The following is a 14,180-nucleotide window of genomic DNA, read 5'->3' as shown; positions in this document are numbered from 1 at the left end:
CGTCTGTACCTTATCCCGCAGGCTCCGTACAATACCCCCCACGAATCGACAAATAAAGGAACCAGTAACCGGTTTGGAGGCCCCGTCTGCCAAGGCTCTTAGCCATTGGTCGAATAGCTTCAACCCGGGTTGGCAACACGCTGCCCTGCTGAAGCAAACCGGCTCCACCGGTACCCGGTGACATTTCCCGAACACAAAGCATACGGAAGACACGATGCGAGCAAGCCGTTACCTGATTGCCACCCTCAAAGAAACCCCCGCAGACGCTGAGATTATCAGCCACCAGTTGATGCTACGGGCCGGCCTGACCCGCAAACTGGCCGCGGGCCTGTATACCTGGCTGCCAATGGGGCTGCGCGTGCTGCGCAAGGTCGAGCGGATTGTACGGGAAGAAATGGACCGCAGTGGCGCCCAGGAAGTGTTGATGCCAGCGGTACAGCCGGCCGAACTGTGGCAGGAATCCGGCCGCTGGGAGCAATACGGTGGCGAACTGCTGCGCCTCAACGATCGTCATGGCCGGGATTTCTGCTTTGGTCCGACCCACGAAGAAGTCATCACCGATCTGGTCCGCAATGAGCTGAAAAGCTACAAGGAACTGCCGGCGAACTTCTATCAGATCCAGACCAAGTTCCGTGATGAGCGCCGCCCCCGTTTCGGCGTGATGCGGGCCCGCGAGTTCCTGATGAAGGATGCCTACTCCTTCCACATCACACCCGAGTCGCTGGATGAGACCTACCAGGTCATGCACCGCACCTACTGCGCCATCTTTGATCGCCTGGGCCTGGATTACCGCCCGGTGCAGGCCGATTCCGGTTCCATTGGCGGCAGCTCGTCCCACGAGTTCCACGTGCTGGCCTCCTCTGGTGAGGATGACATCGTATTCTCAACCGGCAGCAACTACGCCGCCAATATCGAGAAGGCCGAAGCGGTTGCCCCAACTGGCGATCGACCCGCTCCCGGCGCGGAGATGGCCGAAGTGGCCACCCCGGAGCAACGCACCATCGATGCCGTGGCCCAGTTCCTCAGCCTGGCGCCCAGCCAGACCGTCAAGACGCTGATCGTCAAGGCCGAAGCCACAGAGGAAGGTGAAGACGGCGGCCTGGTGGCCCTGGTCCTGCGCGGCGACCACACCCTCAACGAGATCAAGGCCGAGAACCTGCCCGGGGTAGCGTCTCCGCTGACCATGGCCAGTGACGAAGAGATTGAGCAGGCGGTTGGTTGCAAGGCCGGCTCCATCGGTCCGGTCAAACTGGATCTGCCCGTGATTGTTGATCGCAGCGCGGCCCATCTGGCGGATTTCGTCTGTGGCGCCAACCGTGAGGGATTCCACCTGACTGGCGTTAACTGGGAACGCGATCTGCCACTGCCCCGCGTCGAAGATCTGCGCAACGTTGAAGAAGGCGACCCCAGCCCTGACGGCCAGGGCACCCTGGAGATCCGTCGCGGCATTGAGGTCGGCCACATCTTCAAGCTGGGTAACAAATACAGCCAGGCGATGGACGCCACCGTACTGGACGAGAATGGCAAGAAAGCGGTGCTGGAAATGGGCTGCTACGGCATTGGCGTGTCACGGATCGTGGCTGCCGCCATTGAGCAGAATCACGACGATCGCGGCATCATCTGGCCGGAAGCGATTGCGCCGTTCGAGGTGGCCATCGTGACCCTAAACGCCCACAAATCCCCCGCCGTTATGGAAGCGGCAGAGACGCTGTATGACCAGCTGCGCCAGGCCGGCTACGACGTCCTGCTGGACGACCGCAACGAACGCCCGGGCGTGAAGTTCGCGGACATGGAACTGACCGGCATCCCGCACCGGTTTGTGGTCTCCGACCGCGGCCTCGCCGCCGGCACGTTGGAGTACAAGGGCCGTCGCGATGCCGACAAGCAGGACCTGAACCTGGAAGAGGCGCTGCCGTTCCTTGCCAACGCCGCGCCCCGCAACAGCCACTGACCGCAAAACCGCAGCCCCCGCATAGTCGGGGGCTGCTCCAGTCATCGCATCGTCACGGGCGGGCCGCACCAGCCTGACCCACCGCGAGTCTTAAGCCGAGACGATCCTCGGCTCCACTTCCAGATCGACGCCAAATGTCTCCCGCACATCGCTGCGGATTCTTTCCGCCAGCTCCAGCACATCACGCCCGGAACCGCCGCCATGATTGACCAGCACCAGAGCCTGGTGATTGTGCACGCCCACGTGGGTGTTGCGGTACCCTTTCCAGCCGCACTGATCAATCAGCCAGCCGGCGGCCAGCTTCATCGAATCACCAGCCGGGTAGGCAACCAACTGCGGATGAGACGCCCGCAGGCGCTGCCAGGTATCACGATCAACCACGGGGTTCTTGAAAAAACTGCCAGCATTCGGAAGCTGCGACGGATCAGGCAACTTGCGACGGCGAATGGCTTCGACACCATGGGCCACCGCCAGGGGTGTCAACGGCTCAGACCCGGGCTGGTCGGGGAAGTAGTTTGCCAGCTCACCATAGGCCAACGAGAAGGGATAACTGCGACCAAGCCGCAGACGAATCTCCAGAATGATATAACGACCGGGCTGCTGCTTGAACAGGCTGTCCCGATAACCGAAGCGGCAATCGCTGGCTTGCAGCTCAACCACTTCCTCCGTGCGGGTATCCAGCGCCGCAAGAGATACCAGCGTATCTGCCAGCTCAACGCCGTAGGCACCGATGTTCTGAACGGGCGCGGCCCCGGCCGTGCCGGGAATCAGCGCCAGATTCTCAATGCCCCGATAGCCGGCAGCGGCGGCGTACAGCACCGCTTCGTGCCAGTTCTCTCCGGCGCCCAATACCAGGGTTGCCTCATCACCCGCCACATCACACCAGCTGCGCTCGCGAATGGTCATCCGAATGACCAGGGCGGACACATCACCGGCAATCACCAGATTGCTGCCACCACCCAGCACCAGCGTATCCAGCCCCTGGTTATGCGCCCAGCCAAGGGCCACCCGTAGCTCGTCAACGCTGGCCGCCTCAGTGTAATGATGTGCTCGAGCAGACACCTTCAGGGTGTTGTAGGCAGATAACTCGACGTGTTCTTCGATCACCGGCGAAAGGCTCACCGGAGCTGCTCCCGGATCGTCGCCAACAAGCCGTCGCTTGCCGCCTCAATGAGATCCAGAACGTGTTCAAACCCCTGGTCACCGCCGTAGTAGGGATCGGGCACCTCGCGAACGGAGGCTTCAGGCGCGTAGTCGAGAAACAGCGCCGGCTCGGTGCCACCGTTCTGGCGCCAGAAGTCCTTGATGTCCGCGAGATTCTGGCGATCCATGGTCAGGATGAAATCGAACCGATCGAGATCGCCGGCGTTAAACTGGCGGGCCCGTAAGGGCGTCAGATCGATGCCGCGGCGGGCCGCGGCAGCCGTCGCACGCTCATCCGGCGATTTACCCACGTGCCACCCGCCGGTACCACAGGAGTCGATTTCAATCCGGTCCTCCAGCCCCGCCCTTTGCACACAGGCACGAAACAGGCCTTCAGCGGTGGGCGAACGGCAGATGTTGCCCAGACACACAAACAACACCGATACCCTGTTTTCTTCCTGGTTGGCTGCCATAACGATTCTGCTGCTCCCTATCCTGTTGGTTGCTGACGGCGGATGTCGTTCGTCACGCCATCTGTCGCCGCAGGCGATCCAGATCCGCCTCGGTATCAACACCCGCCGGCGGTGGCTCCACGGCCTCCTCGACATGAATGCGGGAACCATGGTGCAGTGCCCGCAGCTGTTCCAGCGACTCGGTCTGCTCGGCTGGCGCCGGCGGCCAGGTAACAAAGTCCTGCAACAGCCCTACCCGGTAACCATAGATGCCGATGTGGCGGAAATAGCGGGTGGTTGTGGGCAATGCCTCACCCGCCTGCCCCGCCGCCCAAAGATCCCGGGCCCAGGGAATCGGCGCCCGACTGAAATAGCCCGCCATGCCCACTTGGTCGAACACCACTTTGACCACATTGGGATTGAAGACACTGGCGACGTCATCAATCGGTTCGCACAGGGTCGCAATGGTAGCCTCGGGATGGGCATCGAGATTAGCGGCGACCTGATCAATCAGGGCGGCGGGAATCAGCGGCTCGTCGCCCTGAACATTCACCACCCGGTGCTCCCGCGACAGCCCCAGCGTCGCCACCACTTCTGCCAGGCGATCGGTACCACTGGCGTGGTCCGGGGAGGTCATCACCACCTCGGCCCCAAACGCCTCACAGGCCTGACGGATGCGATCATCGTCAGTCGCCACCACGACCCGGTCGGCAGCACTTTCGCAGGCGCGCTCATGGACGTGACGGATCATCGGTTTGCCGGCAATATCCGCCAGCGGTTTTCCCGGCAGGCGGGTGGAGGCATAGCGGGCAGGAATGACAACAGTAAAGGACATGATTTATTCGTCGCGGTGGTGGATCAGGTAATCAGGCCTTGTGAAGGCGCTCGTCGGTGGTCAGGGTACGAGCCTCCACCGCCAGCATCACCGGGATGCCTTCACGGATGGGAAAGGCCATAGCGTCGTTGTAACAGATCAGCTCCTGCTTGTCGGAGTCGAGCTTGAGGTCGCCTTTACAAACCGGGCAGGCCAACATCGCCAGCAGTTTCTTGTCCATCTTGATGTCTCACAGGTTAATCGGAAGGGTTAATTCTGGTGCCAGAGGTGCAAGCCTGCAACCCTGCCAGCCGTTGAAGCAGAAACTCGCCGAAGGCCTCCGGCAACTGGGCCTCGACATCCAGCACCCAGCTTTCCTCCGGCGCCAGCTGGCGGCACTTGACGGCGTCCTTGGCGGTCATCAGCAAAGCCTCGCCCGGCTCAACCGCCAGATCCCCGGCGTGAAAATGGTGATGGTCGCCAAATGGCTGGCCACGTACCTTTGCGCCCAGATGGCGAAGGGTGTTGAAAAAGCGCTCGGGATTGCCAATGCCGGCGACGGCGCGCACCCGTTTACCCGCCAGCCAGGCGACGTCGTGACACTGGCCGGAATGGAGATGACGCACCCGGGTTGGCGCCAGGGTCATGCAGTACTGATGGGGGTGGTCCAGCTGCAGGGGCGCATGGCCATTGGTCACCACGGCATCCACCGTGGCCAGCCGCTCCGGCGGCTCCCGCAGCGGCCCGACCGGAATCGGCGCACCGTTGCCCATACCCCGCTCACCATCGAACACCGCCAGTTCCAGATCCCTGGGCAAGGCGTAATGCTGCAGGCCGTCGTCACACACCAGAATATCGCCGAGCTTCTGATCAATGGCCCATTGCCCGCCACGGCACCGTTTGGGATCGACCACCACCGGGCAACCGCACTGCTGCGCCAGCATCAACGGCTCATCACCCACCAGCTGGACATCACTGTCAGGCTGAACCGTCAGCGGATGGTGTTTGCTGCGTCCGCCGTAGCCGCGGGTAAGGATCACCGGGGACCAGCCCTGATCACGAAGGAACGCCACCAGCCACGCCGTCAACGGCGACTTGCCGGTACCGCCGGCCGTGATGTTGCCAACCACGATCACCGGCTGCGACAGGGAGGGATTGGCCCCCTCACCCCGGGCGTTCAGACGCCGCCGACGGGCAATGGAGCGATAGAGCCAGGCCAGCGGCCACAGCGGCCAGAGCGGGCGGCCCTGGCCATACCACAGCCGCTCAACGGGGGCCGTCATTCCACCTCGCTGAACTGTTTCTGATGCAACTGGGCATAGGCACCGCCGGCGGCCAGCAGCTCATCGTGTGCCCCGGATTCCACGATCTGTCCGGCCTCCATCACCAGTATCCGGTCAGCCTTCTCGATGGTTGACAGGCGGTGGGCGATGACCAAAGTGGTCCGGCCCTGCATGACGGTTTCCAGAGCTTCCTGAATATGGCGTTCGGATTCGGTATCCAGGGCCGAGGTGGCCTCGTCCAGAATCAGGATCGGTGCGTCCTTGAGCAAGGCCCGGGCAATCGCCAGTCGCTGACGCTGACCACCGGACAGCATCACGCCATTGTCACCGATCACCGTGTCCAGGCCATCCGGCATGCGGTCGATGAATTCCAGGGCGTGGGCCTTGGCAGCCGCCTCCCGAATCGCTTCTCGACTGCAGTCCTTGAGGGAGCCATAGGCAATGTTGGCCGCAATGGTGTCGTTGAACAACACGACATTCTGGGTGACCAGCGCGATCTGGGCCCGCAGCGCATCCAGGCGGAAATCCATCAGCGAATGGCCATCAATCAGAATATCGCCGTCGTGGTAGTCGTAGAACCGGGGCAACAGGCTTACCAGTGTGGACTTGCCGCTGCCGGAGCGCCCCACCAGCGCGACACTCTGGCCGGCCGGAATACTCAGGGAGATCTGCTCCAGGACGTTATCAAGCTGATCGCGATACCGGAAACAGACACCATCAAAGCGGATGTCACCCTTTACCCGCTCCGGCACGAATGTGCCCCGGTCACGCTCGGTCTCTTCGTCCATGGTGCTGAACACATCCAGCGCCGCCGCCACCCCTTTCTGGATCTTGGCGTGCACAGACGTCACCTGCCGAATGGGTTTGGCCATGGTGGTGGCCGCGGTGATAAAGGCAATAAGCTCTCCGGTGCTCATGGCGCCACGAATCTCAGGCGCCAGCATCAGCCACACCAGGGTGGCAATGGCGATGGCAACCAGTACCTGGATTACCGGCACACTGATGGCCTGGGTGGAGGCCATTTTCAGGCTCTGGGTCAGGTTATGGCGACTGACCTGATGAAACCGGTCCCGTTCGTAATCCTCACCGCCAAAGGTGCGCACGACCCGGTACCCGGAGATGCTTTCTGAGGCGACATGGGTAATGTCCCCCATCGAACCCTGGATACGCTGGCTGAGACGACGAAACCGCTTACTGGCGTAGCTGACCACCGCGCCGATGAGCGGGCCGACAACCAGGAACACCGCGGTCAGCTTCCAGTTGGTGTACAACATGAAGCCCAGCAGCCCGACAATGGTCAGCCCTTCCCTCAGAGTGATGGTCACCGCGTTGGTGGTAGCCTCGGCCACCTGCTCCACATTGAAGGTCAGCTTCGACACCAGGCGCCCGGAGGCGTTGTCGTCGAAATACCGGGATGGCAGGGTCAGCAGACGATCAAACAGTTCAATACGCAGGGCGTGAATCACGTTCCGCCCCACATAGCTGATGAAGTACTGACTCATGAAGGTGCCCAGACCACGGAACGCAAAGACCCCCACGATCAGCAGGGTCAACAGAACACGGTTCTGGTCGGTGGGATTTTCAATGGCCTCGATGACGTATTCCATCGCGGCCGCCATCCCGGTAGAGGCGGCCGCGTAGATGACGTTACCAATAACGGCCATGGAGAATGCCAGCCAGAATGGTTTGACATACGCCAGCAGCCGCTTGTAGGTCTGCCAGTTCGATTCCGGTTGCGACGTCTCCGCCGGATCAGTTGTCTTCACTGCTCTGCTCGGTGGTAATGCTCAGTTTGGCAAAGCCGAGACGGCCCGCGACATCCATCGCCCGCACCACGAACTGGTGGGCGGTGTTGGCATCCGCGGTGATGACGAACGGCAGACTGCTGTCGCCGGCTGCCAGTTCCCGCACGGCACGCTCCAGAGTCTCCAGGCGGTTGTTGACCAGGGCGCGATCGTTCAGGGTGTATTGCCCCTGGGCATTGATCACCACATCAATCTGTTCAACAGCCGATTCCGCCTTTACACCGTTGGCCTCAGGCAACTCCACCTTGAGGTGACTTTCCCGGGTAAAGGTGGTGGACACCATGAAGAAGATCAGCAGCAGGAACACCACGTCGATCAACGGTGTAAGGTCGACCCCGACTTCCTGGCTGCGCTGACGTTGGAATTTCACGACGCTCAGGCTCCTTCGACGTCGATTTCGCGATCACCGTGGACCACTTCCACCAGCTTGATCGCCTCCTGCTCCATATTGACCACCAGCGCGTCCACGCGGCGGATAAAGTAGCGGTGACAGATCAGCGCGGGAATGGCGACGCTGAGACCGGCAGCGGTGGTGATCAGCGCTTCGGAGATACCTCCGGCGAGATTGCCGGCATTGCCGACACCGGCAACCTGGATTTCGGCGAACACCTTGATCATCCCGATGACCGTTCCCAGCAGACCCAGTAGCGGCGTGATGGTGGCGACGGTTCCCAGTGGGTTGAGGAAGCGCTCCAGCTCATGGATCACCTGGCTGGCTTCGTGTTCGATGCTTTCCTTCATGATCTCGCGACCATGTTTGGCGTTCATCAGGCCGCCCGCAAGGATGCGACCAAGGGGTGACGATCCCTGCAGGACCTTGAGCTTTTTGCTATTCAGCTCTTTCTTCTTGATCCAACGCCAGAGTTCGTTGATGGTGTGCTCCGGTGCGATGCGCGACTCCCGCAACGTCCAGAAACGTTCCAGAATGATGGCCAGCGCCAGAATGGAACAGGCAACGATCGGCACCATCAGGATGCCACCGGCTTTTAACAGCTCGAACACGCTTGATCTCCCTGATTGTTTGCAAGCCGCGCTACTTTAGCATAGCTGGGGAGGTGGGCTACAGCGGGAATGTCACGGTATTTTACAGTTGCTGACGCAGCCAGAACGGCGCGTCTGCCCGCTGGAATTCCACCGTCGGGCCGAACGCTGAGAAGCGTATGGTGATGGCGCCGTGATGGGCCGTATTGAGCACCCGGCTGCCCGCCTCCCGGTAGCGGGTCTCAACCAGAGGATGTGGATGGCCAAAGCGGTGGCGATAACCCGCACTGAACACCAACAGCTCCGGCGCCAGCGCGCTCACCCATTCCGGGCCGGAAGACGTGCGACTGCCGTGGTGAGGAGCCACCACCGCGCGCCACCGGGCCGGCGCCGGACCACCTTCTGCCAGCCAACGAGCCTCAACCTCTGTGGTGATGTCGCCCGGCAACACCACTTGCTGCCTCTGCCAGGACACTGTCGCCACACAGGATGCATCGTTTCCCGCCACCTCACCCGGCGCCCGCCAGAATGCGACTTCCAGCTCGCCGACCTGCCACACCTGACCCACCTCACAGCGCTGTACCGCCGGCGCCGCTGGGGGCAAGCGGCGGGCAACCCGGGCCGGCTCGCCACTGTAAACCGAAGCAACCTCAATGCCCGCAAACAACTGAGGCAGCCCGCCGGCGTGATCGCTGTCACCATGACTGAGCAGCAACCGATCCAATCGAGCAACACCCAACCGGCGCAGACTGGGCAGCACCACACTATCGACCGCTGACAGCCCTGACGGGGTCGCCGGCCCGGTGTCGTACAACAGCGCCTGATCCTGGTGCCGTACCAGCACCGACAAGCCCTGCCCGACATCCCAGATCCACACTTCAGGCGTTGCCACCGCGCGGTTGTGGGAAGGGCCAGGCCATGCCCCGGCCGCAACCGACACCACGATGATCAGGCCACCAACGAGCCGCAACCGGCCTACCGGCAGCAGCAGGCAGACAAACACCACTGACGCCAGGCCCAACGCCCCTGGCCAGCCGACCTCCGGCAGCTCCGGAACAGGCCAGGCGGCCATGCTCTCCAGCGTCAACCAGAGCGGCATCAATACCGCATCAATGCCTGCCACCGCCCAACTTGAGGACACCGGAAACAGCCAAAGTACCAGCCCCAAGAACAACAACGCCGGCATCACCACCAAAGACAGCCAGGGAATCGCCAACAGGTTGGCCGCCATGCCGACCAGCGACGGCGATTCCCCCAGCCACAGCAGCACCGGCCACAACATAAAAAACACCGCCACCTGCGCCAGCACCAAAGCGGTCAGCACCCCGGGTGGACGCTGCCGTCGGGCAAACACCAGAATCAGCACCGCTACGGCCGAAAAGGATAACCAGAAGCCGCGATCCAGCGGCGAGAACGGGTCCTGCAGCAACACCAGCCCCAGGGCGATCACCCAGGCCAGCCAGAGCCCGGTCTGCCGCACCCGCACCAGAAACCAGCAGCCGACCAGCACCATGATCAGAGCCCGCCGGGTCGGTACGGTGAACCCCGCCAGCAGGCTGTAGGCCAGACTGGCAGAAGCCACTGAGGCGGCAACCAGCAGCCGGTGTTGCCGGGGAGACAGCCAGTGCAGCGGCAGCGCCAGCAGCAACCAGCGCACCAGCAGGCCGACGACGGCCGCGATCAGGCCCAGATGCAGACCGGAGATCGCCATCAGGTGAATGGTGCCGGTGGCTTCCAGCACCTGCCAGTCCGCCGGAGTCAGCTCACCCCGATCCCCCAGCAGCAATGCCTTGGCCAGGCGTCGATAGTCGCCCGGCTCAAGCGCGGCCCCAAGGGCACGGGCGATGCCGCCACGCCAGCGGTGGAATCGACACTTCAGATCGCACTCGAGCTGTGGCGCCGCGGCAACCGAACGCACGGTGCCGGTTGCGCCATAACCGTGCCGGAACAACCAGGACTGATAGCGAAACCCGGCCGGATTGAGCGAACCATGGGGCTGCTTGAGTACGACCGTCAGTTGCAGTTGGTGAGGAAGACTCAGCGTGGCGTTGTCGCCATACCAGGCCAGACGCAGACGGCTGGGTAACACCTCAGGTTTCGGGGAAACCGACGCCCCCCATTGCTGAACACAAAGGCTGAAGCGTACGCTGTGGTAGCTGCCAGGCGCAGGTAGCTCGCAGAGATGGCCAAGAACGGTGAGCTCTCGCCCTTCCAGCGCAGCCGGCAGGACCGTCGCCAGACGCTCCTGGGACCAGCCACCGGACCAGGCCAACCCCAACAGCAACCAGCCGGCCAGCACCCCGATTCGGGCAATCAGCGCCCGGGATGTGAACCAGGCCACGCCCCAGACAACCGCAATTCCACTTACAAGCCATGGAAGCGCTGGAATGGTTCCGACGCTATACAGTAAGATAACGCCGCATGAAAAAGCGGTAATCCCTGCCCGCACAATGACTCCCCGGACAATCCTTGTCCGTAACAGACGTTGAAAGGCCCGGTCAGCCACAGGCCCCGGACTCCATCAGCCTCTAAACAGCAACAGGCAGAACGTCCCAATGCCCAAGAAGTTCATGAAACGCCACCTGCCCACGCCGGACAAGATCCGGTCTATCAAGGCGTTGCACTTCATGGGTGACATTCTGCATGAACCCAACCTCTGGCACATCAATCGCCACGGCGTCGCCCGGGCAGTGCTGGTCGGGGTTTTCCTGTGCTGTATTCCGATGCCGCTGCAGATGGTGGCCGCTGCCTTCTGTGCCATCTGGATGAATGCCAATCTGCCGTTGTCGGTGGCCCTGGTGTGGATCAGCAACCCCTTGACCATGCCGCCCATGTTCTACTTCAACTACAAGGTGGGGGCCTGGTTACTGGACCGGCCGGTGCTGGATTTCGAGTTCCAGCTGTCCATCGACTGGCTCAGCGAGCGCCTGGTCGACATTGGCATTCCGCTGTATTTCGGCTCCGTGGTTGTCGCCACCGTTTCCAGCGTGTTGTGCTATCTCGCGATCCAGTACCTGTGGCGGCGCCGGGTACGGATCAGCTGGCGCCAGCGGCAACTCGAACGCAGCAGCTGACGCCAGCGCCAAAGGCGGGCGCGTCCTAGCCAGCCTCCGGATGCAGGCGACCCTGCTCCAACCGCAGGACCCGCCCCAGACTCCGCGCCATGCCCATGTCGTGGGTGACCATCACAAAGGCAATTCCCAACTGGTCCCGCAGAGATTCGATCAGCTCCCGCACGCCGCCGGCGGTCTGCTCATCCAGGTTACCGGTAGGCTCGTCCATCAGTACACAGTTTGGCTCGTTGACCAGCGCCCGCGCGATGGCAACGCGCTGACGCTCACCGCCAGACAGCTCCCCGGGCTTGTGCCCCAACCGCTCCTTCAGGCCCACCCGTTCCAGCAATGCATCCGCCTTGGCGGCCGCCTGCTTTACCGACAGCCCGCCGAGGGTACACGGCAGCATGACGTTTTCGCGGGCACTGAACTCCGGCAACAGGTGATGGAACTGGTAGACAAACCCCAGATGGTGGTTGCGGAAACGGGCCCTGGCCGCTTCCCCCATGCGATGAATCTCCTCACCACAAATGGCGATGTGCCCGGAAGATGGCCGGTCCAGGCCACCAAGCAGGTTCAGCAGGGTCGTTTTGCCGGCCCCGCTGCTGCCAACAATGGCGACGGTTTCGCCGGCATCGACGGTGAGCGAGATGTCCGAGAAGATGGTCAGCTCGGTCGGTCCCTCACTGTAGGTGCGGGTAATCTTCTCACAGTAAATGACCGGTGCCGAACCGTTTCCGTTGGCCGAATTACTCATAGCGCAGCGCCTCCGCAGGATCGACACGGGACGCCCGCCATGCCGGATAGATGGTTGCCAGCAGGCTCATGGCAAGCCCGCAGCCACTGATAACAAATACGTCAGACCACTGCAGCTGGGACGGCAGGTAGCTGATGAAATAGACATTGGCATTCAGGAACTGGTGCCCCAGCACCCCTTCCAGCCAACTGATGAAGGCGCTGATGTTCCAGGCGCCCAATACACCCAGAGTAGTACCGACAAGGGTACCCACCATGCCGATGACGGCCCCCTGGACAATGAAGATCCGCATGATCCGGCCGGGGGTGGCTCCCATGGTCCGCAGAATGGCAATGTCCGAGGTCTTGTCAGTCACCACCATCACCAGGGTGGAGACAATATTGAACGCGGCGACCGCCACGATAAACATAAGCAGCAGGCCGATCATGGTTTTCTCCATGCGAATGGCCTGGAAGAGGTTGCCGTGGGTGCGGGTCCAATCGGAAATGTAGTAGCGGCCGTTCAGCTGCATGGCAGCCTCCTCGGCCACTTTCGGCGCCTTGAACAGATCGTCCACCAGCAGCCGTACGCCTTCTGCCCGACCATTGGTGCGCATCAGCTTGGCGGCATCGTCCATGTGGATCAGGGTGTAACTGGCATCCAGCTCCGCTCCCACACTGAATATCCCCTTAACGGTAAACCGCTTGAGACGCGGCAACACGCCGGCCGGGGTCACCGAGGCTTCCGGCAACACAACCGTGACCCGGTCGCCCACCTGGAGCCGCAGACTGCTGGCCATCAACTGGCCGATAATGATGCCGAACTCACCACTGTGAAGGTCTTCCAGAGCACCAACTTTCATGTGGTTTTCGATAATGGAGACTTCCCGTTCCTGATCCGGCAGGATACCGTTAAGCATGACGCCGCGAACGTTGCCGCCGCCGGTTACCATGCCCTGCCCCTGGATGAACGGCGCAGCAGCCAGCACGTGGGGATGATCCGTCACCTGCCGGTCGACTGCCATCCAGTCATCAATCGGGCCATCGCCTCGAATGACGGCGTGGGGAACCATGCCGAGGATGCGCTGCTTCAGTTCCCGGTCAAAACCGTTCATGACCGACAGCACAATAATGAGGACAGCCACCCCCAGCATGAGGCCGATCATGGAAGTCATGGAAATGAACGAGATAAAGTGATTACGGCGCTTGGCGGCGGTGTACCGCAAGCCGATATAGAGCGATAGGGGTCTGAACATGGGGGCGAGTCTGCCTAAACCTTCAGTGGGCCAAACCTGCTGACGGCTCACAGACCGGCAGGAAGCTGCTAAACTTGTGTAACATAACAAAAAACACGTGACTGACGGAGACATCATGGCCCTGGAGCCATCATCTGCTAACCCGCCCGATCGACGCGACTACTTTCGCATCGAAGACAGGATTGGGCTGGAAATCCGCCGCTTGGACGCCGACACCCCAACGCCCAACGATCCCTTCAATGGCGATCATCTGGACGACCTGAGAGCCGAGCTAAGACGGCTGGATCAGGACATACGCCTGCACCTGGCCAGCCTGGCGGAGCGGGACCGCCTGATGACAACCCTGATCAAATCCCTGAATGGGAAGCTCGATACGCTGGCGCGCATTATGGCCTTTGAACAAAATCCGTTGCAACAGGACCAGTGGCAGCAGGTGACCCTGAGCGAGGGCGGTATCGCCTTCGTCACGCCCACCGCCAGCTATCAGCGTGGTGACCGCCTGGCCGTACGTATGACACTCCCACCAGAGCTGTTCCGCCCCCAGGCCATCGCCGAGGTGGTCGACGCCAAAGCCGATGACGCAGGCAACTGGCGGGTCCACGCCGAATTCACCAGCATCCACGACAGTGACCGCCAACAGATTGCCCGCCACGTCATGCGTTGGCAGGTTCGACAACGTCAGAAAAACTGAACGGAAACATATCATT

General features: G+C 61.9%; 14 protein-coding genes. 3 read left to right on the top strand and 11 right to left on the bottom strand.

From position 1 onward, the window contains the following. Positions 1-214 precede the first annotated feature (214 nt). Positions 215-1,951, top strand: coding sequence for a proline--tRNA ligase (locus J2887_RS09185; RefSeq protein WP_227175696.1), 1,737 nt, complete (start codon positions 215-217; stop codon positions 1,949-1,951). A 90-nt stretch (positions 1,952-2,041) separates the two neighbouring features. Here the strand turns inward: J2887_RS09185 and murB are convergent, their stop codons facing one another. The 9 genes from murB to J2887_RS09140 all read right to left on the bottom strand — a co-directional run bounded on the left by murB (position 2,042) and on the right by J2887_RS09140 (position 10,878). Beyond that, positions 2,042-3,073: a UDP-N-acetylmuramate dehydrogenase gene (murB, locus tag J2887_RS09180; RefSeq protein ID WP_227175695.1), complete on the bottom strand. Its 1,032-nt coding sequence runs from the start codon at positions 3,071-3,073 to the stop codon at positions 2,042-2,044. Further along, the gene (locus J2887_RS09175; RefSeq protein ID WP_227175694.1) at positions 3,070-3,567 is read right to left on the bottom strand and encodes a low molecular weight protein-tyrosine-phosphatase; all 498 of its coding nucleotides are present in this window, start codon (positions 3,565-3,567) and stop codon (positions 3,070-3,072) included. Before J2887_RS09175 ends, murB begins: the two co-directional genes overlap by 4 nt. A 52-nt stretch (positions 3,568-3,619) precedes the next feature. After that, entirely contained in the window at positions 3,620-4,381 is a 762-nt protein-coding gene (gene kdsB / locus J2887_RS09170) for a 3-deoxy-manno-octulosonate cytidylyltransferase (RefSeq protein ID WP_227175693.1), read from the bottom strand. A gap of 31 nt (positions 4,382-4,412) precedes the next feature. Continuing rightward, the gene (locus J2887_RS09165) at positions 4,413-4,601 is read right to left on the bottom strand and encodes a Trm112 family protein (protein WP_227175692.1); all 189 of its coding nucleotides are present in this window, start codon (positions 4,599-4,601) and stop codon (positions 4,413-4,415) included. 16 nt (positions 4,602-4,617) lie between these two features. Then, on the bottom strand, positions 4,618-5,643 hold the full coding sequence (lpxK, locus tag J2887_RS09160) for a tetraacyldisaccharide 4'-kinase (RefSeq protein ID WP_227175691.1): 1,026 nt from the start codon (positions 5,641-5,643) through the stop codon (positions 4,618-4,620). Next, positions 5,640-7,409, bottom strand: a complete 1,770-nt coding sequence (gene msbA / locus J2887_RS09155; RefSeq protein ID WP_227175690.1) for a lipid A export permease/ATP-binding protein MsbA — start codon at positions 7,407-7,409, stop codon at positions 5,640-5,642. The genes lpxK and msbA overlap by 4 nt, the downstream gene beginning before the upstream one ends. Further along, on the bottom strand, positions 7,396-7,818 hold the full coding sequence (locus J2887_RS09150; protein ID WP_227175689.1) for an ExbD/TolR family protein: 423 nt from the start codon (positions 7,816-7,818) through the stop codon (positions 7,396-7,398). Before J2887_RS09150 ends, msbA begins: the two co-directional genes overlap by 14 nt. Positions 7,819-7,823: 5 nt before the next feature. Next, a complete protein-coding gene (locus J2887_RS09145; RefSeq protein WP_227175688.1) occupies positions 7,824-8,450 on the bottom strand; it encodes a MotA/TolQ/ExbB proton channel family protein in 627 nt (208 codons plus the stop codon). A gap of 82 nt (positions 8,451-8,532) precedes the next feature. Next, the gene (locus J2887_RS09140; protein WP_227175687.1) at positions 8,533-10,878 is read right to left on the bottom strand and encodes a DNA internalization-related competence protein ComEC/Rec2; all 2,346 of its coding nucleotides are present in this window, start codon (positions 10,876-10,878) and stop codon (positions 8,533-8,535) included. 106 nt (positions 10,879-10,984) lie between these two features. On the opposite strand from J2887_RS09140, the gene J2887_RS09135 reads away from it, so the two are divergent. After that, positions 10,985-11,503 (top strand): DUF2062 domain-containing protein, encoded by a 519-nt coding sequence (locus J2887_RS09135; RefSeq protein ID WP_227175686.1) that lies wholly within the window; start codon positions 10,985-10,987, stop codon positions 11,501-11,503. A 25-nt stretch (positions 11,504-11,528) separates the two neighbouring features. Here the strand turns inward: J2887_RS09135 and J2887_RS09130 are convergent, their stop codons facing one another. Both J2887_RS09130 and J2887_RS09125 read right to left on the bottom strand, forming a co-directional pair. Next, positions 11,529-12,239, bottom strand: coding sequence for an ABC transporter ATP-binding protein (locus J2887_RS09130; protein WP_227175685.1), 711 nt, complete (start codon positions 12,237-12,239; stop codon positions 11,529-11,531). Beyond that, complete coding sequence (locus tag J2887_RS09125) at positions 12,232-13,473, bottom strand: lipoprotein-releasing ABC transporter permease subunit (protein WP_227175684.1); 1,242 nt, start codon at positions 13,471-13,473, stop codon at positions 12,232-12,234. The genes J2887_RS09130 and J2887_RS09125 overlap by 8 nt, the downstream gene beginning before the upstream one ends. A 115-nt stretch (positions 13,474-13,588) precedes the next feature. Between J2887_RS09125 and J2887_RS09120 the strand changes: the two genes are divergently transcribed. Continuing rightward, a complete protein-coding gene (locus tag J2887_RS09120) occupies positions 13,589-14,164 on the top strand; it encodes a PilZ domain-containing protein (protein ID WP_227175683.1) in 576 nt (191 codons plus the stop codon). The last annotated feature ends 16 nt before the right edge of the window (positions 14,165-14,180 follow it).

Source organism: Marinobacter sp. CA1, assembly GCF_020546665.1.
Taxonomy (GTDB): Bacteria; Pseudomonadota; Gammaproteobacteria; order Pseudomonadales; family Oleiphilaceae; genus Marinobacter; species Marinobacter xestospongiae.
The sequence above is the reverse complement of the archived record's forward strand: the minus strand, read 5'-3'. Positions and strand labels throughout refer to the sequence as shown.